General features: G+C 40.5%; 18 protein-coding genes. 12 read left to right on the top strand and 6 right to left on the bottom strand.

Annotated elements, in window-relative coordinates:
- Positions 1–2 precede the first annotated feature (2 nt).
- The 4 genes from K3T81_RS10380 to K3T81_RS10365 all read left to right on the top strand — a co-directional run bounded on the left by K3T81_RS10380 (position 3) and on the right by K3T81_RS10365 (position 4201).
- The gene (locus K3T81_RS10380) at positions 3–1211 is read left to right on the top strand and encodes a hypothetical protein (RefSeq protein ID WP_238019861.1); all 1209 of its coding nucleotides are present in this window, start codon (positions 3–5) and stop codon (positions 1209–1211) included.
- Positions 1212–1247: 36 nt separating this feature from the next.
- On the top strand, positions 1248–2426 hold the full coding sequence (locus K3T81_RS10375) for a hypothetical protein (protein ID WP_238019859.1): 1179 nt from the start codon (positions 1248–1250) through the stop codon (positions 2424–2426).
- A 135-nt stretch (positions 2427–2561) separates the two neighbouring features.
- A complete protein-coding gene (locus K3T81_RS10370; protein ID WP_238019857.1) occupies positions 2562–3452 on the top strand; it encodes an ABC transporter ATP-binding protein in 891 nt (296 codons plus the stop codon).
- A gap of 41 nt (positions 3453–3493) precedes the next feature.
- Positions 3494–4201: a hypothetical protein gene (locus tag K3T81_RS10365; protein WP_238019855.1), complete on the top strand. Its 708-nt coding sequence runs from the start codon at positions 3494–3496 to the stop codon at positions 4199–4201.
- A gap of 160 nt (positions 4202–4361) precedes the next feature.
- On the opposite strand, the gene asnB is transcribed toward K3T81_RS10365, so the two are convergent.
- From asnB to K3T81_RS10335, 6 genes are all read right to left on the bottom strand, one after another.
- A complete protein-coding gene (gene asnB, locus K3T81_RS10360) occupies positions 4362–6209 on the bottom strand; it encodes an asparagine synthase (glutamine-hydrolyzing) (protein ID WP_238019847.1) in 1848 nt (615 codons plus the stop codon).
- 296 nt (positions 6210–6505) lie between these two features.
- Positions 6506–8350: an oligopeptide ABC transporter substrate-binding protein gene (gene opp4A / locus K3T81_RS10355; protein ID WP_238019842.1), complete on the bottom strand. Its 1845-nt coding sequence runs from the start codon at positions 8348–8350 to the stop codon at positions 6506–6508.
- 155 nt (positions 8351–8505) lie between these two features.
- Entirely contained in the window at positions 8506–9414 is a 909-nt protein-coding gene (locus tag K3T81_RS10350; RefSeq protein ID WP_238019841.1) for an ABC transporter permease, read from the bottom strand.
- Positions 9415–9441: 27 nt separating this feature from the next.
- Positions 9442–10404, bottom strand: a complete 963-nt coding sequence (opp4B, locus tag K3T81_RS10345; protein ID WP_036575438.1) for an oligopeptide ABC transporter permease — start codon at positions 10402–10404, stop codon at positions 9442–9444.
- A 7-nt stretch (positions 10405–10411) separates the two neighbouring features.
- A complete protein-coding gene (locus tag K3T81_RS10340; RefSeq protein ID WP_238019839.1) occupies positions 10412–11341 on the bottom strand; it encodes an ABC transporter ATP-binding protein in 930 nt (309 codons plus the stop codon).
- Complete coding sequence (locus K3T81_RS10335; RefSeq protein ID WP_238019837.1) at positions 11328–12344, bottom strand: ABC transporter ATP-binding protein; 1017 nt, start codon at positions 12342–12344, stop codon at positions 11328–11330. Before K3T81_RS10335 ends, K3T81_RS10340 begins: the two co-directional genes overlap by 14 nt.
- Positions 12345–12955: 611 nt before the next feature.
- Here K3T81_RS10335 and K3T81_RS10330 point away from each other — a divergent pair.
- From K3T81_RS10330 to K3T81_RS10295, 8 genes are all read left to right on the top strand, one after another.
- Complete coding sequence (locus K3T81_RS10330; RefSeq protein ID WP_238019835.1) at positions 12956–14110, top strand: acyl-CoA dehydrogenase family protein; 1155 nt, start codon at positions 12956–12958, stop codon at positions 14108–14110.
- A 306-nt stretch (positions 14111–14416) separates the two neighbouring features.
- Positions 14417–15343, top strand: coding sequence for a glucose-1-phosphate thymidylyltransferase RfbA (gene rfbA, locus K3T81_RS10325; RefSeq protein WP_238019833.1), 927 nt, complete (start codon positions 14417–14419; stop codon positions 15341–15343).
- A complete protein-coding gene (gene rfbB, locus K3T81_RS10320) occupies positions 15340–16377 on the top strand; it encodes a dTDP-glucose 4,6-dehydratase (protein ID WP_238019831.1) in 1038 nt (345 codons plus the stop codon). Before rfbA ends, rfbB begins: the two co-directional genes overlap by 4 nt.
- Positions 16353–17318: a glycosyltransferase family 2 protein gene (locus K3T81_RS10315; RefSeq protein ID WP_238019830.1), complete on the top strand. Its 966-nt coding sequence runs from the start codon at positions 16353–16355 to the stop codon at positions 17316–17318. The genes rfbB and K3T81_RS10315 overlap by 25 nt, the downstream gene beginning before the upstream one ends.
- Before the next feature lie 263 nt (positions 17319–17581).
- Positions 17582–18271, top strand: a complete 690-nt coding sequence (locus K3T81_RS10310) for a GNAT family N-acetyltransferase (protein WP_238019828.1) — start codon at positions 17582–17584, stop codon at positions 18269–18271.
- Between the two features lie 2 nt (positions 18272–18273).
- Complete coding sequence (locus tag K3T81_RS10305) at positions 18274–18630, top strand: EamA family transporter (protein WP_036575453.1); 357 nt, start codon at positions 18274–18276, stop codon at positions 18628–18630.
- A gap of 6 nt (positions 18631–18636) precedes the next feature.
- A complete protein-coding gene (gene rffA / locus K3T81_RS10300; RefSeq protein ID WP_238019826.1) occupies positions 18637–19770 on the top strand; it encodes a dTDP-4-amino-4,6-dideoxygalactose transaminase in 1134 nt (377 codons plus the stop codon).
- The gene (locus tag K3T81_RS10295; protein WP_238019824.1) at positions 19730–21427 is read left to right on the top strand and encodes a DUF6044 family protein; all 1698 of its coding nucleotides are present in this window, start codon (positions 19730–19732) and stop codon (positions 21425–21427) included. Before rffA ends, K3T81_RS10295 begins: the two co-directional genes overlap by 41 nt.
- Positions 21428–21447 lie beyond the last annotated feature (20 nt).

Here is a 21447-nt window from a genome sequence, read left to right as displayed (position 1 = left end):
AAATGATTCGATCTTTATTTAAACATGAATTTATGCTCATGCTAAAAAGCAGGAAAAATAATATTTTTATTGGTTTTCTATTTATATTGCTGCTTGCCTTCTGTTTTATTATTCAGCCCAATCAGGAAACCGTAGATTCTTTTAACCCCAATCTTGAAGACCAGGAGCTAGAACTGATGGCCATACAGCAAGAAGCGAGGATGGCCAGAGGCTCAACGGGGTTTGGTAATTTTACCGGTAATTCGATATATGCAACAACAGCATATAACTACCATTTACATAACAAGATGAAACATGCCTACGAAGATGGAGACTTTACAAGGTTTTTACATCTGCTCATGTATTCCCATGAATCAGGTTTCAGCAGCTTCCTTGACGATGTGGCACCTCAGTTTGCCATGTCTCCTTCCCCAGTGAAAGACCAGATGCATTTATTTCATCAAACATTGTTTAATTATGAGGCTCATTTAGAACAGGATGAGCGGATAACTTACCCTATGATTGAACAAAAAACAGCTGTACAAACGTTGCAACATGCACTTTTGAGTCCAGTCACGTATCTTATTTTATTTACAGTCATTTTTTTCAGCAGTGATATCGTAACACAGAATCGTAGTTACAGAACTTTGCTGCAAGGCCTTCCTATGTCATGGTATCGGATGTTAAATGTAAAATCGTTTACCTCTTTCACGTATACTTTAGCTGTCTTATTCCTATTAATGCTCACCGGATTAGGGATCATAACATTTATAAACGGGGTTGGTTTTTTTAACATTTCCATTCCTGTTGTAACAGCCGCAGGAAACATTATGAGGGAAAATTATGCGTTTATTGCTTTCGGTGAATTTTTACTGAAAGCATGTAGTCTGGTGGTTATTCTGATTTACCTTTTCACTCGATTAAGCACATTACTTAGCCTACTATTCAAAAATCAGTGGATTGTCCTGTTTATCGGAACGATTGTATTATTTTCCGAGCGATTCTACTATTCCAGATCTACAAGAAACCTATTCGGAATGGATGTCAGCAACTTTCCGCAAACCTATTTTGAATTTGGTAATGTTGTAACAGGGGAAAAAACCTTCCTACTTAATCTCGATACAATCACGTATACAAAAGGAATTACAGTACTATTAATCACACTTATTCTGCTAGAAATCACGTTGTTTTTCGTATCAAAGCTAATCAATAAACGTAGGTTTTACGCTTAGCCCTACATTGAAGCCATATATAAGGATGGAAATATTATGTTCTGGAAGTATTTTCTTTTTGAAACTAAATTAATGGTACGCAACCGTAAGAATTTATTTTTGGGTGCGCTTCTCGCACTCTTTTTTCCCATTTTCTTTTTTTATTACAGTGACACGGAAGTAGAAACAATAGAAAGTGAAAAAAGAAGTGAGCAGGCGATGATTGAGGCCACTTTTGATTCATTTCCTATGTCACAGGAAGAAACACCTGAAGGAGCAGAGATTCATGAAATTTACCTGGAGCAGTCTTCTTTAGTCAATTATCAGCTCTACTATTTAGCCTTCGTTGGGTTGGATGAAACGAATGAAGAATATATAGAAAACGGTCTCCAGTTAAATGAATTACGATTGCGTACCCATGAGTTGGACAACCAGGGAATCCCTCCGCAATATATAATTCCGAAAGAAGAAGTTTTACAAAGTAATGCATTTTTGCAATATGCGCTGGAAAATCAAATCCAGCTTGAGCCGGATCCTTTTGTGGCAACAAATTATCTCATTCATGCATTTAGTATACTTAGCGGATTGTTTTTTCTATTATTTATGATGATCAGCGGCAGCGAAATACTTTTGTATGAAGAAAAACATCAGACCGTAATGAAGGGCTTCCCACTCTCTTTTATGAATAAAATACACGCAAAAGTAATCATTCACTTTTTGTATATGATGGTCTTTTTGACAGCTGGGATTATAGTAGGAGGTTATATCGCTGCTCGGGAGGCAGGTCTTGGAAACTTATCCTACCCTGTTATGATTTTCATGAACAATGACTATGTGGCGATACCTGCATTGCAATATTATATGTATATACTTCTCGCAATTGCCCTTATTGTCATCGTACTTTATTATACTGCCGCCCTCTTTAATACGATTTTCAAGAGTGCGTATGCCACTGTATTGCTAGCACTAGTTATTTTTTACATCCCTGATCTATCCTTAATGATTGGATGGAATACAGTTTGGTTGCACCCGATTAAAGTTCTTGATATTGCAGGGGTTCTCTCAGGTAATATCGCTGTCCAATTCGGGAATGAACAGATAGATTATGGCTATGCGATGCTTTGGCTCGCTGTTTTCGCGATAATGATTGCTGGTGTTCTGAAACTCATACAGTGGCGTTCATATAAAGTGAAACTTCAATCAGTGGAGGTTCATTCTTCCCCCACTGATTGTTAGTTGAACGAATCGGGGTGTTAACGTCCGTTTACTTCCACTTAAACATCACTGTTTCACCCCATGTTTTGAAGTGGGAGTCTTATGGACGGTTGCACCGGGATAAAGGAAGCATCAGAATACGGGAGGAGAAGCGACATGCTTAAATTAAAAGATGTATCTGTAGCTTATAAAGATAAAAAAGTACTTGATAAGCTCTCATTGACAGCGGAGCAAGGTGAAGTTATCGGTTTAGTCGCACCAAATGGGACAGGGAAAACCACCTTGTTTAATGTCATTGCCAATTTTTTAAAACCAAATAGCGGGACGGTAAGCTTTCACGAAAAACATTCCTACAGATCGGAAAAAGAAGAAATACGTATTCATAAACAGCTGGCAACATTCCCTGATCAAAGTGATTTATTTGAGGAATTATCTGGGATTGACCATCTGAAATTGTATGCAAATATGTGGCAGAAAACAACAAAGCATGTCCCTTCCATCGTAGAAGCATTACATATGACAGGTTATGTAAAAAAGAAGGTGCGTACGTACTCTCTCGGGATGCGTCAACGACTGTGTTTTGCCATGATGGAAGCTGCTGACACACCGATGATGCTTATGGATGAAGTCATGAATGGACTTGACTTGTCCAACGTGGCATTAATATCTCAACGGTTAAATGACTTGAAAAAAAAGGAAAAATTGATTTTTGTAGCTTCCCATTTGTTAGAGAACTTGGATTTATATGCGGATCGGGTGTTGTTTTTAAAAGACGGCAAAATTATTCACGAACAGCATTTTCATGGAGACGGTGATGCGTTTATTAAAATTTCACTGGAAAAGGAGCAGTATCAGCATATTAAAAATACATACAGTCTGCCTGATGATTATCACTTCATTGCGAATCATTTACTATGTATTCCAATTAAAGATATGGTCATGGATAGTCAAGCAGAATGGATGAATCGGCTCCTTCCATTTAACCGGGAAATTACGATTGGGCCACTTGGAACCATCGAATACTATGAAAAATATTTTCATAGTTAGATTCTATTAGCATAAGGAAAAGTGGAGGAGGTTTGAACGTATTGCGTGTTTTATGGTTAATTATGTTTCTTTTCATTAGTTTGCTATTTTTATCCGGCTGCACATCTCCTGTTTCCCAAGCCGCACCTTCTGAAGAAGCAAAGAGCTACCAGGAAAATCATGAGATTATTGGAGATGAAAAAGAAGAAATGCTGGAAGAAATGAATATAAGTGAAACGATATTTGAAATAAGCGATCGGGACAAGACAGACGAGGAAATGGAAGCGGACAATTCTTTTGATGTTGTGAATAAAGAAGAATTTACACTACCAGCTGGAAGGTACTGGTTTACCGGTGAAATCTCCGGAAACATCTTTATCTATGATGAAGAGGGGCAGCTTCTAATTCATGAAATCATCGGATATCCTGGTGTATTAGGTTTTTTTGCAGATGTGAATGAATCTCATACCATTAAAATTGATGGACTGGAAACTGCCTCTGCTTTCCTAGGATGGGAAAAGGAAACTTCCACTGAACTGGACGCTGGGATCTGGCACGTCGGAACCGACATTGAACCTGGTAGCTATACGATAAGCGCTGCAGGCGGTTTTGGGCATGTTATTATTCTCGATCCAAATGGGGAAACACAGGTATTTGAAATGATCGGCAGCCGGTCCGTCTCAACAGAAAGTGAAATTGAATTGAAAGAGGGACAAGTCGTGAGAGTTACGGGGATATCTTCGGTTGAAATAGAACGAGGAGAAAATTGAATAGAAGTATATACCTGAAGTTAAGTGGCAGCAACTAATCAAGAGCTTGCGATCCGATAATCCATAGTAAAAAGGTCATTATAAGAGCAAAATTGGCTGGCGTGAGTTAGGGATCAATCCCTTGTTCACACCAGCCAATTTCTGCTCAATTTGCAGGTACTTATTCGGATACGGTCACATTATACTTCCGCAGCCAATAGTCAATTTGGCATAAATGAGCAATGAGTTGCGGCCCTTTCATAAGCTGGCCATACCACGGATCCTTAAATTCTTTTCCTTCACTTTCCAAAATAGCTTTTACTTTCTCTCTATCCATAAATTCAAAAAGCCGGGCATTTTCATCATCTAAAATTTCTTCCATCCAGGTAACGACTGCCTTCGTGTACTCTGGTTGAAATGTTTTAGGATATGGGCTTTTTTTGCGATATAGCACTTCATCAGGTAATATGCCCTCCATTGCTTTTCGTAAGATCCCTTTTTCTCTATCTCCAACCATTTTTATATCCCATGGAATGTTCCAAACGTATTCTACAAGCTTATGATCTGCAAAGGGTACTCGGACCTCAAGACTGGCGCCCATGCTCATCCTGTCCTTACGATCAAGCAGCTGTGCCATGAACCAGTGCATGTTCAAGTAAAAGAGTTCTCTACGACGTGCATCCTCTTCCGTCTCTCCCTCCAAGCGCGGGGTCTCTGCGATCGTTTCCTGATAGCGATTTTCTACATATACTTTAAGATCCAGCTTTTCCTGCCATTCTGGGAGTAATAAATCCACCCTCGAATCAAGGGAGCGCATCCAAGGAAAGCTTGCTTCTTCACTACTTGGAGGGTTATGAAACCATGGGTAGCCACCAAAGATCTCATCAGCACATTCTCCTGATAAACTCACCGTTGTATGCTCTTTAATTTTCCGGCAAAACCATAGCATTGATGAATCAATATCTGCCATACCAGGCTGGTCACGCAAATAAACAGACTCCTTCAAGTGGTCCGCAAGTTCCTTTCCGCTTATCACTTCATCATGGTGATCTGTTTTACTATAAGCAACCATTTTCTTTATCCACGGTTGATCACTAGATGGTTGGAACTTACTTGCAACAAAATGCTCGTCGTTTCCCTCATAATCTATTGAAAAAGTTGTAAGCTGTTCTTGTCTCAGTTTTTCAAAATGCTCTGCAGCGATTGCTGTAATCGCGCTGGAGTCTAACCCACCTGATAAAAAGGTTGATACGGGTACATCTGCAACGAGCTGACGTTGCACTGCATCAACGAATAAATGTCTTACTTTTTCTGCTGTTTCGTCCAATGAATCGGTATGCTGTTTACTCGCTACATTCCAATAGCGCCATACCTGTAATCCTTGCTTGGAATAGGTCAAAGAATGTCCTGCTCGCAATTCCTTACAGCTTTTAAATAGGCCATGACCTGGTGTTCGTGATGGTCCTAGTCCAAATACTTCTGCAAGACCTGAATTATCTACTTCTGGTTTTACATCAACATGTGCCAAAATAGCCTTCAATTCTGACCCAAACACAAATTTCCCTTCTGCCTCATAGTAAAAAAGCGGTTTTACACCAAGACGATCACGACTCATAAAAAGTTGATTTTTCTCTTCATCCCAAACCCCAAAAGCATATATTCCATTTAAGTGGTCTACACACTTTTCTCGCCAAGCAATGTAGGCCGTAAGTAGAACCTCTGTATCAGATGTAGTCTTAAACTGATACCCTTGTTTAATTAAGTCGGTTCTCAATTCTTCCGTATTATATAGCTCTCCATTATAAACAATTGTAAATTGGTAGCCGTTCGCCTTTCTGGTCATCGGCTGTACGCCGCCTTCTAAATCTACTACAGACAAACGTTTATGTCCAAAGGCAGCGTGAGGATGGAACCAATACTGCGTATCATCCGGTCCTCTAAGTGACAGGGTATCTGTCATATTTTCTATGATGGTTTTATCTGAACGTGCAAATGTATGCCAATCTACATAGCCGGCAATCCCACACATAGTGCGTCATCCTTTCTCGTTGCAAAAATCTATACAGACCATCCTATGCATGTGGGCAAAAAAGTATGCGCGCCCTTAAGTTAACATGCTATGTAGATACAGTTACGAAATATGCAAATATGTAAAAATTCGTTTAGAAAAACTCGCATTCTCTCGCCCTTTAGCGAACGTGTATGTTTTTCTTATACTTGGTACCCCAAAATTTCAACTACGTCGACTTTACTTCCTTGCTGAAATTTTATACTTTCTCAATGTGCAAAAAAAGAAGACCCGTAAAGGATCTTCTTTTTTTATGCTTATTCAGCTGTTGGTGCTTCTTCAGCAGTAACAGCTAGGTTGTATCTGTCAAACCAGTCTACAGCAATAGAGTAGTTTTGTACACGGTTATTTACCGGTACTAATACTGAACGATATAGTGTAGGGAATACTGGAATTTCATCTACCATTAACTGTTGCCATTCATTGTAAACTTTTTTACGTTTCTCTACATCAAAGGAATCAGCTGATACGCCTGCTTCCAATAATTTGTCATTTTCTTCACTGGCATAACGTGGGAAGTTAAATAATGCATCACGCCCATAAAGTCCATCAGGGTTCACATCATAGCCAACGCTCCATGCACCTTGGAAAATATCTACAGCTGGATCGTCATCGCCACTTTGCCCTACACGATCGTAGAATGTGTTGAACTCTTGTAGACGTCCATCAAGTAATTGTACATTTAAACCAACTTGTTCCCAAGACTGAATGTAGTAGTTAGCTAGTGGTTCTGCAGTGTCTCCACCTGACATAGATGCAAAGTTAATTACTAACTCTTCGCCTTCAGGGTTTTCACGCATGCCATCGCCATCAACATCTTCGTATCCAGCTTCATCAAGAATTTGTTTCGCTTTTTCTGGATCATATTCAACACCAGGGTTTTCAGCATCATGGAACTCAGGATGTGATGGTGGAATCAATGTAGTTGCATTCCAGCGCAGCCCGTTATAGAATTTTTCTCCTACTGCATTATTATCAACGGCATGCCACATTGCTTTACGCAAGTTAACGTCTGCCATTTTCATACTATCATCTGGTTTTACTTCCTTAGCTTCTTTATCCCATGTTCCTAATTTAAATCCAATATATGTGTAGGCTAAATCAGTCATACCCAAAAATTCAACATTTGACATATCTGCATTATCAGGGAACTGATCAACAGGGAAACTATCAACTAAATCTACTTCGCCTGTTTCTAGAGCCTGAACGACTGTACTTGGGTTAATAACTTTTAGTGTAACTTTGTCAAGGTTTACTTCTCCTTGCCAATAGTCTTCGTTTTTCACATATGTTACAGACTCCCCAGGAACGAGGCTATCTACTTTAAATGGTCCCATTCCGATTGGGTTTTCGCGTACCTCTGGCGATTCAGCCATGTCAGCTACAGCGATATCTTTAAAGATATGTTTAGGCATTGCATATGGCCAGATTCCACCGGTTAGTAGTGATGGTGTAGATTCTTTAAACGTGATTTTAAGTGTTTTTTCATCTACAACTTCAATACCTGAAATAGAGTCTGCTTCTCCAGCATGGTACTCTTCCATACCTTCAATGTTTGTAAAATCAGAACCATAACGAACGCCAGTGTACGCTGCATCTCCGATTACTTCAAAAGAGTATGCCCAGTCTTCAGCTTTAACTGGTTCGCCATCGTGCCAGTTTACATTGTCCTTAATAGTAAAAGTAAATACTTTTCCTGAATCATCCACTACATAGGAAGCTGGACCATCATTGGTATATAGGAAGTTTTCATCATTATACAACATTGGTTCGTCAAACCAATTGATTACTTCTGCATCAGGAGCTCCTGAATAGAAATTCCAGTTTAGCGTTCCTTCGAAGGCAGTATCACTAACTAAACCAAAGTTCAGTTCTCCACCTTCAATTGCGTCTCCTTCATTTGTCTTAGCAGCGTTAAAATCATCGATAGAGTATAATCCATCTTCTGATTCCTTTTCTTTATCCCCATCTTTTTCACTACTTCCTTCTGAGTCAGAGCCTTTGCTTTCCTCAGAATCTCCCCCACTGTTACACGCTGCAAGCGCAAGCAACAAAACAAGCATAAGTGCGAATAGCGCCTTACTCCAACTTGCTTTCGTCATCCTAATAACCTCCCTTTTTTTGCCTTTCTTTTGTGTAACAGAACCGATAGGATAAATCGGACCGTTACAATATATACTCAACATTTCTACGTTTAGTCATAGAAATGCGGGTAACAATGATTAAATGTTGCGCATAGAGGGTAGAGCTAACTATATTACCCTCTTCGTTGCCTTGCATCGGTGGCGCGTTTTAAAGCCTGCCCGACATTGTTTACACTTAACATTAAAACTAATATCAATACAGCAGCTGGAACCCAAATCCACCATCGATATTCCAACGTTTGTGGATTTCTAGCATAACTTAGCAATGTTCCTAAGCTCGGTGTGCTTTCAGGAAAGCCAAATCCTAAAAAGGATAAACCTGATTCCAAGCCAATATTTGCTGCAAGGTTTAAGGTCATGGTTACAATAATTAATGAGCTCAAGTTTGGTAATACTTGCGTTAACATTATTTTTAAATTGGAGGATCCCAATGTTTTAGAAGCTTGTGCATAATCCAATTCTTTTTCCTGTAAAGCTTTTGAGCGTATAAGCCTTGCAATACCCATCCATAGAAATGCTGTCATAATAAGCGAGAAAGACAGAACACTATATTTAGGAACAATTGCAACGAATACGATAACAATCATTAGGAATGGCAGGATTAAGAAGAAGTCAACTATACGCATCATGATATTATCAATCGTTCCTCCGAAGTAGCCTGATACCAAACCATATAGTACACCGATAACACCTGTCATCAAGGTAACTAAGATCCCAATAGATAATGAGTTTCGCGTCCCAATAATTAGCTGACCGAAAATATCTCTACCGCCATAATCGGTTCCGAGAAGGAAATCTTCACCAGGTGGTTCATGTATTGCAAACAAATCTACCGTTACAATTTCGTCTTGATTTAGAAATAAGGATATACCATATACAAAGCTTGTTATTAAAACCAATAGGATTAAGGAGACTAATGCTATTTTGTCTCGGACAATCTCTCGCCAGATGATGCTAAAACCAGATGGACTTTTCGTTGCCACATGCTGTGTATCATCAAGTTTTATTTCTTTTGATTCCATTTTTTTCACCTCAGAGTCAATCGATTTCTATTTAATACGTATACGTGGGTCTACAAGACTTAAGATTATATCGGAGATCAATGCCCCTAAAATCGAAGCAATACCGAACAGTAACACGACTGCTGTTACTACACTATAGTCACGTAGCAAAATGGATTGGATAAATAGATCCCCCATACCCGGATATCCGAATATATTCTCCACAAACACGGTCCCACCAATGAGCCCAGTAATTTCGAAACCGAAAAATGCTGCAATCGGTAATAGTGAGTTTCTTAAGATATGTCGATTATAGACTCTAGATTCAGAAGCACCTTTTGCTCTTGCTGTAATAATAAAGTCTTTCTGTTTGGTGTCTATAATTTCACTTCGCAAATATTGCACTGTGTTTACTGTAGTGATGAGTGCCATTGAAATGGCAGGCAGTAAAAGATGCTGCAATTTACTTAGTACATAATCAAACGATCCTGGTTCTAAACCTGGAGCTACACTTCCGCCCGTTGGGAACCAACCTAACTGATATCCAAACACCCATAGCATTACAAGTGCGAAGATAAATAACGGTGTTGCAAATCCTATATAAGTATAACCAGTTATCATTTGGTCTGCCCAAGAATCATTGTACCGACCGCTAGTGATACCTAGCGGAATAGCAATGATATAAGTAATAAGTAATGTGGCAACAGAGAGCCAGAAAGTGTTAATTAAACGTTGTTCCACTAATTCTGTTACAGGCATTTTATATCGGAATGACTGGCCAAGATCTCCCTGTAATGCTCCAGTTATCCAGTCTGTGTATTGTACATACCATGGATTATTTAACCCTAGGTTTTCCCTTTGTTGCTCAATCGCCGCAGGATCAATATTTGGATCAATAAGTCCAGATAGTGCATCACCTGGCATCATTTGTGCCATTAAAAATATTAAGACACTCAACAGAATAACTTGAGGTAGTGTTATAAAAAGTCGTCTAACTATGAATTTCCACATGTTCTATTCAACCTTTCTCCGGCAAAGCTACTAAGTGTGTATCGGATACGGATTGTAAGCCGTAAGCCAAGCCCTCGTTATCAAAATAGTCATTATATGATTGCTCGTATTCCGTTTGTACTTCCTGCCTAAATTGCTTCTTCTCTTCCCGTTTTTTCGGGTCAATATCCGGAATCGCAGCAACCAAACGTTTCGTGTATATATGTTGTGGACTGTTGAAAATATCTTGCTTTGTGCCTGATTCTACATAACGGCCTTTATACATAATGCCGATCTCGTCACACATATGTTTTACAATCCCTAGGTCATGACTAATAAATAAATAGGTTAAATTTAGTTCCTTTTGTATATCCTGCATAAAGTTCAGTACCTGTGCTTGTACAGAAACATCTAGTGCAGAAACTGGTTCATCGGCAATGATTAGTTTTGGTTTCAAGGCAATTGCTCTTGCAACCCCAATCCGTTGCCTTTGCCCACCGGAAAACTCATGTGGATACTTCAAAATACTCTCTGGACTTAGTCCAACTTGTTCTAATAGTTCATGAACACGTTGTCGTTCTTCTTTTCTTGAGAGCTTTTCATAATTTCGTAATGGCTCTGCAACGATATCGAGTACGCGTTTTTTTGGATTCAAGGAAGAATATGGATCCTGAAAGATCATTTGAATGTCTCTTCGTGGATCAATCGCCTTTCCTTTTATATTTAACTCTTCGCCTTCATATGTGATTTTGCCTTCGGTAATCTCGTTTAATCCGACAATTGCTCTACCTGTTGTCGTTTTCCCTGATCCGGATTCACCAACTAGACCATACGTTTTACCTTGCTCGATTTCAAAGGACACACCATCAACAGCTTTGATTGCACCAATTGTGCGATTAAATAGTCCACCTTTGATAGGGAAATGTACTTTTAAATCTTCTACTTTAAGAAACGCCATTTGCTTGCTCCTCCTTGCTCTCATCTGGGAAGTAAAAATGGTTATGACATGTACAGCGAACAAAGTGACCTGGCGTTACTTCATGTAATTCCGGGTTTTCTTCATGGGCTGATTCTTCAACCCATGGAATACGTGCAGCAAATCGGCAGCCTTTACGTGGCAGATTTTGCAATGATGGTACAATTCCTTGAATTACATGTAATTTGTCCTGTGCTTCATCCTCAGATGGCATGGAATTTAACAACGATCTTGTGTACGGGTGAAGAGGGTTATCAAACAATGCCCCTACTTCTGCAATTTCTACGATTTGGCCTGCGTACATAACTGCAACCCTGTCAGCCATTTCCGCAACGACACCAAGATCGTGTGTAATGAGAATAATTCCGGCATTCATGTCTTCTTTTAAGTCACGAATCAAGTCCAGTATCTGTGCTTGAATCGTTACATCTAGCGCAGTTGTTGGCTCGTCTGCTATAAGGAGCTCCGGCTGGTTGGCGATAGCGGTCGCAATGATTATCCGTTGTCGCATTCCACCAGAAAGCTCGTGTGGAAACTGATCATAGGTATGCTCCGGACGAGGAATACCTACTTTATTGAGTAAATCAACTACCTTATTTCTACGCTGTTTTGTTGACATATCTTTCTTATGGAGAAGAATTGCCTCTGCAATCTGATCTCCAACTGGCATCAATGGGTTTAATGCGGTTAAGGGATCTTGGAAAATCATGGCCATGTCATCACCGCGTAACTTATTTAGTTTAGCAGGTGAAATATTGGCAATATCTGCATCCTTAAAATGAATATTCCCTTCAATTTTGGCGCGATTATGTAATCCCATAACTGAAAATGCAAGTGCACTTTTACCGGAACCAGATTCACCTACGATTCCGAGTACTTCATTCTTATTCAGTGTCAACGTTACATCATCCACTGCTGCATAATAGTCATCTTTTATTCTAAATGAGGTCTTTAGGTTTTTAATTTCTAACAACTCTTTACTCAAATTAATCCCCCTACAAATATTTCTATAGTTTTATATATTGGCCTGGTGTAGCCAGTAACTCGTGCTAATTTTGGTTATCGAATGAACGTTCTGAATATTTAAGGTAAAAAAATACGGTTATATTGCCTATATTTCCATTTTCGCCGTTTTTTCTATTCTTCTGAAAATTTAAAACATTAAAGGTGTACTCTCGACGTTTTATTATCCCATATGCTCACTCACTTCAAATCAGCATTGTTTTATTTACCTTTGAAATCTATAAAAGTTGTTAAAGTATGTGTAAGAAATAAATTCTTAATAAAAACTTAATAGATTATATGTGATTATAAGTGAATATTTCCAAAAAAGCAATAGCTTCTCATACAATTTCTAGGTATAAATTTCTAGATTTTGTGGAATCCTGTCATTTGTGAGGACTTTTATCTAGTAAGTTAAACATGCTAGTATTGTAGAAAAAGCGTTATATACGTCGATTTTTAGTGAATTTTACCCCATTTTCTCTACTATTCTTCCCCTCTCTCTTAATAGGCTATTTCTTTTGTAAATTTTCGCACTGAATGGAATAATATATATAATCCCAAGTATTTTTATAGACATTAGGAGGAAATAAATTGAATTTACTTGATTTACAAACAAAGGAAGCACGCCAAAAAGCATTATTAGAGATAATTAAGCCCTTTAAAGAAAGAGCTGCCAAACACGATGAAGAAGCAAGTTTTCCGTTTGAGAATTTTCAAGAGCTCAAGAATGCACGCTACACGGCACTTACTGTTCCACAAAAGTATGGTGGTGCAGGTATTTCGTTGTCTGAGTTGTTGTCCCTTCAACAGCTTATCGCAGAAGTGGATGGCTCCACTGCACTTGCAGTTGGGTGGCATATGGGGATTACGAAGCATCTCGGAGAAAATAATGTCTGGGACGAAGCAACATATCGCCGTTTCGCTGAAGATGTCGTCAAAACTGGCGCCTTAATCAATAATGCTGCCTCTGAACCGGCAACAGGCAGCCCAACTCGAGGCGGCAAGCCGGAAACCACTGCAACATTGACAGCTGATGGCTGGGTACTGAACGGACGTAAAACCTTCACTACGCTAGCCCCTGTTTTGGATTATATTGTGGTCAGCGCTTCTATCAAGGACCAAGACAAGGTAGCTAATTTTCTTGTTAGACGTGATTTACCTGGTGTTCAGGTTGAGGAAACATGGGATTCTATTGCCATGAGAGGCACTGGTAGTCACGACTTAATTCTAGAGAATGTCCCTATTAATAAGGATGACTTGGTAGAAAATCTAACACCAGGCAAAAAACCTGCAGCAGGGTGGCTTCTTCATATACCTGCCTGCTACTTAGGAATAGCACGTGCAGCTCAACGCCATGCAATTGAATTTGCTACTAGTTATTCTCCTAATAGTGTAGAAGGAACCATTTCTGACTTGCCTAATGTAAAACAGAAACTCGGTGACATCGAGCTAGCATTGATGGAGAGCACTTATTTCTTACAGGCTGTGGCGCAGGAATGGGACTCTGCTAGTGACGATACTCGAAACCAAATGAAACCGACACTTGGTGCCGTAAAGCTTTCTGTAGTGAATAAAGCACTTGAAGCAGTTGATTTGGCAATGCGTGTTGCAGGCGCAAGGAGTCTCTCACGGAAAAATCCGCTGCAACGCTATTATCGCGATGTAAGAGCAGGCCTTCATAACCCGCCAATGGATGATATGACAATCATGCAGTTGGCAGATAAAAGCATAAAAGAAAACGAATAGTTTTGTTGTAGCCCCTCTGGTTTGCGTTGCGGATCAGAGGTGTTTTTTTGTGGATGGGTGGTGTGGCGATTTTGCTTTCTCGAGCGATGCCTGCTAGTTCTCGGGGGATGTTAGCTCGCTCTAAGCTGATGTTCACGGCTCCACAGCCGATGCCGTCCCCCTCCCTTCCAAAATAGTAAACAACCCTCTGCAACAAATTTGCAATCTAACTGTAAGATTAACTTTCTTCAAAAGAGGTAATAGTATACAAGATTTACTATGTTCATTTAACACAGGTATATAAATTTAGCCAAAGGGGTGGAAAACATGAAAGGTATCATCTTAGCCGGAGGAAGTGGGACGCGTTTATCTCCCAGTACGGACAGCATCAATAAGCATTTGCTTGCAGTATATGACAAGCCGATGATTTATTATCCGTTATCTGTTTTAATGCTTGGTGGAATAAAAGAAATCATGATTATCAGTACACCTGAAGATACTTCCCGATTTGAGGAGCTTCTTGGTGATGGTTCTTCCCTTGGTATAACACTGAAATATAAGGAACAGCAGGATCCGAAAGGGATACCTGAGGCTTTGACAATTGCCGAGGAATTCATTGGTAAGGACCCTGTAACCTTAATGCTTGCAGATAATATTTTTTATGGGCAAGGTTTCACAACCCTGTTACGAAATGCAATCAAGCATCACCGGCATGCAACCGTTTTTGGCTACCGTGTTAAAGATGCTCGTCGTTTCGGTGTAGTTGAGTTTGATCACAAACAAAAAGCAATTTCGCTAGAAGAGAAGCCAAGTAATCCAAAGTCTGACTTTGCTGTGACAGGTCTATATATATATGACAATAAAGCGGTTCAGCTAGCGAAAAAGCTCAAGCCTTCTGCTCGAGGAGAACTTGAGATTACCGATTTAAATAAAGAATACTTAAAGCGTGGCCAGTTAGATGTGGAGCTACTGGGGAGAGGTTTTGCCTGGATGGACGCCGGGACACATGAATCCCTATTCGAGGCTTCTGAATTTGTGAAGATTACCCAGCAACGTCAAGGGTTTAAGCTTGCTTGCTTGGAGGAAATAGCATATTACCTTGGATATATCTCACAAGAGCAACTTTATAAGAAAGGGAAGTCCATGGAAAAGAATGACTACGGGCAATACTTACTAGAAATTGCCGCTCGAAAACACACACAACAATACTGGGATTCAATTGATCGAAATCCTATGCTGGGGCTGGTCGAATGAACAAACAAAAACCTGTACTGCTTATAACGGGAGGAGCTGGATTCATTGGCTCCAATTTCATACGTTATATGCACGAAACCTATCCAGATTACCATCTATTAAACTTAGATAAACTTACGTATGCTGGGAATACTACGAATCTAAATGGGCTTGAAGCCTCTCCCACCTACACGTTGATAGAGGGAGATATCGCGGATGAACACTTGGTCCAACGCCTTTTTGATCAGTATGATATTCACGGTGTCATTCACTTTGCAGCAGAGTCCCATGTAGATCGCTCTATTGAAGATTCCAAGCAATTTGTCGAGACCAATGTCCTAGGCACTCTCGTTCTCTTGCAGGCAGCTAAACAAAATTGGGAGAAAAAGGGCGTTCTACAAGAAAAGCGTTTTCACCAAATATCAACAGACGAAGTTTATGGCTCCCTTGGTGAAACAGGGGAATTCTCTGAAGAAACACCATATGATCCGCGAAATCCCTATAGTGCGTCTAAGGCTGGGGCAAATTTAATGGTCAGGAGCTTTGGTCATACGTATAACATGAATGTCGTTATTTCAAGCAGTTCTAATAATTACGGGCCAAGACAACATACAGAAAAGTTGATACCAACCATTATTTCTAAAGCACTACAGATTGAACAGATACCGATTTATGGAGACGGGAAAAATGTCCGCGATTGGCTCTATGTAGACGATCATTGCCGCGCTTTAGATCTTATTTTCCATCAAGCTCCCTCCTTCTCCACTTATAACATTGGAGGCGGCAATGAAATACGGAACATCGATATTGCAAAAGAAATTTGCAGTATCCTAGATGACATAAAGCCAGAGCTTTTAAAAGAAACAAAGCTTGCTAGTTTTCAAGATTTAATTACACATACAAATGATCGACTTGGTCATGATCGCAGATATGCCGTGGACGATTCCAAGCTGCGCAAAGAGTTAGGCTGGGAGCCAAAGGAAGCATTGTCCACTGGATTACGTAAAACGGTTCAATGGTATGTGAACCAATGGGAAAGTGTAGCATCGCCATGATTTCGGTTGTCATCCCCGTCTATGGCTGTAAAACCTGTCTTGACGAACTAAGCAGCCGGCTTGCATCGACCTTTGCAACAATCCCAGTCGACTATGAAATCATTTTTGTAAATGATGCAAGTCCTGATGGGGCGTGGATGAAAATAAGTGAGCTACATGAAAAGAATCCCCACATTAAAGGGATTGACCTTGCACGTAATTTCGGGCAACACCATGCCATCACAGCAGGACTCGACCATGCAAAGGGTGACTGGGTAGTGGTGATGGACTGTGATTTACAGGATCGTCCAGAAGAAATTCCGAAGCTATATGAAAAAGCACTTGAAGGCTATGATGTCGTTTTCGGACGAAGAGTTCAGCGTCATGACGGACTGCTAAAAAAAGCGTCCTCCAAACTCTTTTACCGGGTTTATGATTATATTACAGGTCATACATCTGACCATACGGTGGCCAATTTCAGCATCAATTCCAAAAAGGTGGTAGAAGGGTTTAAAAGCATGCGCGAGCAGAGCCGCTTTTTCCCGCTATTTATTCAATGGATGGGCTACCCATCTGTCTCGATTGAGGTAGAACATAATGAGCGGAAAGCGGGAAAATCCTCCTATAATATAAAAAAACTGGTCCGTTTGGCTACAGACGGTATTATCTCGCAATCAAATAAACCGCTGCGGTTATCGATTCAATTTGGCTTCTTTATTGCCAGTATTTCATTTTTATATGGGCTTTACTTGTTCTTTCGCTACTTTTTCCTAGCAGAGCCCGTGCAAGGCTGGACCAGTGTCATGGTGTCCATCTACTTTATTGGAGGGCTAATGTTCTGTAATCTCGGCATCCTTGGCCTTTATATCGGGAAAGTATTCAACGAAGCAAAAGATCGACCACTATATCTCATACGCGACACTACTGAAAACAAAAGCGGAGAACGCCGCTTAAAAACGTAGCGACTGCGCCTGGCCATGCCAGGTAGCTCCAAGTTGCCACGCAAAGTGGCTGTTTTAATGGAGCAATCCCCTTACGAGATAAAGGAATCACGATGAGGTACGAATCGATGATGACTTTCACCCTCCGGGTATAAGTGCGACTAGGCCTCTGGTTATAACCAGTCGGCAAGTCTTCTTTATTACAGGGCGCTTCGGGAAGTTGCCTAGTTTTTGGCGTTCGGAGCTAGATGTAAATATACAGACAAGGAAACGGAGTTGAAATGATGGAAAACTATTTGCAGCCTACCCCATGGGATAAACGAAATTTTCATGTTGAAACATATGAAGTAACCTCTTTAACAGAGGAAGCGTTAAAGCAGACAAATGAAACCGAGGGCCATTTCACCTTAAAAACGGATCCGCTTGCCAACAAAGAAAATCTTCGTAAGTATGGTTTTTACTATGTAGATACATTAATTGAACCAGTTTGCAAAAAGGACGATTTACGGGTAGTGGAAAAGGAAGGGATTGAATTGTCTAGAACCTTTCCTACTGATGAGGTCATTGCAATAAGCGGAGAGGCTTTTTCAGGAGGACGGTTTCACCGCGATCCGGAAATTCCAAATTTCATGGCAGATAACCGTTACCGAAATTGGGTAAAGGACTTAATTGACGAAGATAAGATCATTGCTCTTTATTATCAAAATGAGCTAGCGGGGTTTTATGCCTACCAGGATGACAAGGTGCTGTTGCTCGGTATCCATCAAGCATTTCGCGGTAAAGGATTAACAAAGGCGTTTACAAGTCTTGCCGTCCAGGAGCATTTCCGTTTCAGTGAACTTGAAACGATTCGAACTTCCATTTCTCCTTCCAATCTAGCATCCTTAAATCTCTTTTTATCACTAGGGTTTAAGATGAGAGGCGCGGTGGATATCTATCATAAACTAAATGGTTCACTGCCAGTAGGTGTCTAGATATGGGCTATCTTTATATACTCGGCACCATTTCCTTTACGGTATATGGTCAACTCATTTTGAAGTGGAAGATGGATCAAGTCGGTGAATTACCCGACTCCTTCGTGGAAAAATTCACGACATTGCTCCAGCTGCTGCTAAATCCATGGATCATATCCGGCTTTCTATCAGCCTTCTTAGCAGCATTATGTTGGATGGCAGCCATGACAAAATTTGATATTAGTTATGCTTATCCATTTATGAGCCTTTCATTTGTCCTTGTATTTATTCTCTCTGCATTTCTATTTCAAGAACCGGTCTCCATGCAAAAAGTCATCGGTTTTTCTTTCATAATTCTAGGCATTATTGTGATGAGGTGATGTAAAATGATTCCATTTAATATTCCATGTGTGACAGGAAAAGAATCTGTCGCCATCCAACAAGCCATAACCGCACAAAAACTATCCGGCAATGGGTCGTTCGGAAATAAATCCTGTACTTGGCTAGAAAAAAACCTGTCATGCGAGCGCGCTATGCTAACACCATCGTGTACTGCTGCCTTAGAAATGACAGCAATCCTGGCAAACGTTGGGCCAGGAGATGAAGTCATCATGCCATCCTATACCTTTGTCTCGACAGCGAACGCTTTCGCATTACGAGGAGCAACAATTCGCTTCGTTGATATTGATCCAACTACAATGAATATAGACCCAGTGGCAGTAGAAGCAGCGATTACCGACAAGACGAAAGCCATCGTGGTTGTCCATTATGCTGGCGTTGCTTGTGATATGGACCATATTTTGCAGATTGCAGAGGAACACGATATTTTTCTTATTGAAGATGCTGCCCAAGGGCTGATGAGTACATATAAAGGAAAAGCGCTCGGAACAATTGGTCACATGGGAACCATTAGCTTCCATGAAACGAAAAACTACACATGCGGAGAAGGTGGGGCTCTGCTGTTAAATGATTCGGAATTAATTGAGCGAGCGGAAATTCTCCAGGAAAAAGGAACGAACCGCTCGCAATTCATTCGTGGCCAGGTGGATAAATATACATGGCGCGATGTCGGGTCCTCTTATCTATTGAGCGAGCTCAATGCCGCCTATCTTTCTGTCCAGCTTGACCATGCAGAAGAGATAAATGAGCAGCGCCTTGCCAGATGGGAGGATTATAATCAGGCACTAAAGCCACTGATGGAGGACGGCGAAATTGTTTTACCACATATCCCCGACGAGCATGTTCATAATGCCCATATGTTTTATATAAAAGCAGACAGTGAAGCGACACGTAATGAACTAATGGACTATTTAAGAGATCAGGAGATTATGGCAGTCAGTCACTATGTACCGCTCCATTCCTCTGTTGCTGGTAATAAGTACGGCAAGTTTATTGGAGAAGATACATACACAAGCGTTGAAAGTGCAAAACTTTTGCGTTTGCCGCTATATTATGGATTAAAAGAAGAGGACGTCGCCTATGTGGTCAAAGCCATTCAACAATTTTTCGATTTTAAATAAGGTACTTATAGGGATAGCACTATTGATCATCGCTGCTTATGTGGCGCCATACTTTTTACTTGGCGAGGATGCCCACATTCGGGTCCACGACAACATGGACTCAAACATTGTCTGGTATAAACTGTTAGCTGAAAGTGGCCAGATTTTCACTCTAACGGACACCCATTTGCCCAATGTCATTAACGGACTGCCAAGAAGTGCGCTGCCTTCAGGATTTGATGCAATGGTATGGATGTACGCTTTATTTGATCCGATGACAGCTTATGCAATTGGCCAAACACTCATGCGACTAGCCGCTTTTTTCGGTATGTACTTCTTGTTAAAGCATCATGCGATTCGCTCTGATAAACAACAGGTGGTTTGCATTGGGGCCGCGTTAGCATTTGCCTTACTCCCCTTTTGGCCTTCTGGCATGCTGTCAATTGCTGGACTTCCCTTAGCGCTGCATTGTTTTCTCATGATTCGGAGAGAAGGAAAAAGTGCAAAGATCTATTACTGGATAACGCTTGGTCTTATTCCCTTTTTCTCCAACTTTGTTTTGTCGTTTGTGTTTTTCCTAGCAGTTATGGGTCTTGTTTGGCTTATTGACTGGATTAGGAATAAGCGAAGCAATTGGGTATTCTTTTCGGCCATAGCGATGATGGCTACCATTTATATCGTGAAAAATTACTTACTAATATTTTCTATGTTTTTCGAGTCCGGTTTTACGTCACATCGTAATGCACTGGACCTTGGCCATAACTCCTTTGAACGAAGCATGGAACTGACCTTGGAAAATTTCCTGTATGGACATACGCATGATCTGGCTGAGCAGTTTCTCATTATTTTGCCTGTTATTGGCTTTGCTTTCGCGCTTGCTGCTTATCGAAACATCAAGCCGTACTGGCTACTTAGCTTGTTTTGCTTTAATTTTCTGCTTTCCCTATGGTATGCCTTTTGGTACTGGGAAGGATGGCGTATCGTGAAGGATAATGTGATGGTGGCAAACACGTTTAATTTTGCTCGGATCCATTTCTTTGACCCAGCTATTTGGTATATTTGCTTTGCGCTAGCGCTTGCGATTATCTGGAAGCATATGCGTCTTGGAAAGATCATCGCGATTGTGCTGATTGTCGCTCAATGCTATCATCTCTTCCCTCTTAATGAAGAGAATAAATATAGCGAATTTGATACACCAACCTTTAAAGAATTTTATGCAGAACCTTTGTTTGAGGAGGTAAAAGAGTATATCGGAGAAGACCCGTCTTCTTATCGGGTTGTCAGCATTGGCATGCATCCAACAATTGCTCAATATAACGGGTTTTACACATTAGACACCTATAATAACAGCTTTCCTCTGGAGTATAAGGAAGCATTCAGGGAGGTTGTTGCCGGGGAGCTTGAAAAAAGCCCATCTCTTGAAAACTATTTCGATACATGGGGCGGAAGACTATACATGTACGTAGCAGAACATGGGGAAAATTACTTGTTTACAAAGGACCGTAATGATCCTATTGAGAAACTGGATATTAACACCACTGCTTTAAAAGAACTCGGTGGAGATTATATTCTTTCCGCGGTGCCAATTGAAAACTACGTCGAGCTTGGACTAACGTTGGAAAGCGAATTTGAAAAGGCTGACTTACCATGGGAGATCTTTTTGTATCGGGTGGATTAGGCGAGGACTAAGGTTATTGT

The organism is Oceanobacillus jordanicus, from assembly GCF_022095695.1.
In the GTDB taxonomy this organism is placed as follows: Bacteria; Bacillota; Bacilli; order Bacillales; family Amphibacillaceae; genus Oceanobacillus_B; species Oceanobacillus_B jordanicus.
Note: the sequence above shows the minus strand (reverse complement) of the source record. Positions and strands in the feature narration are given on the sequence as shown.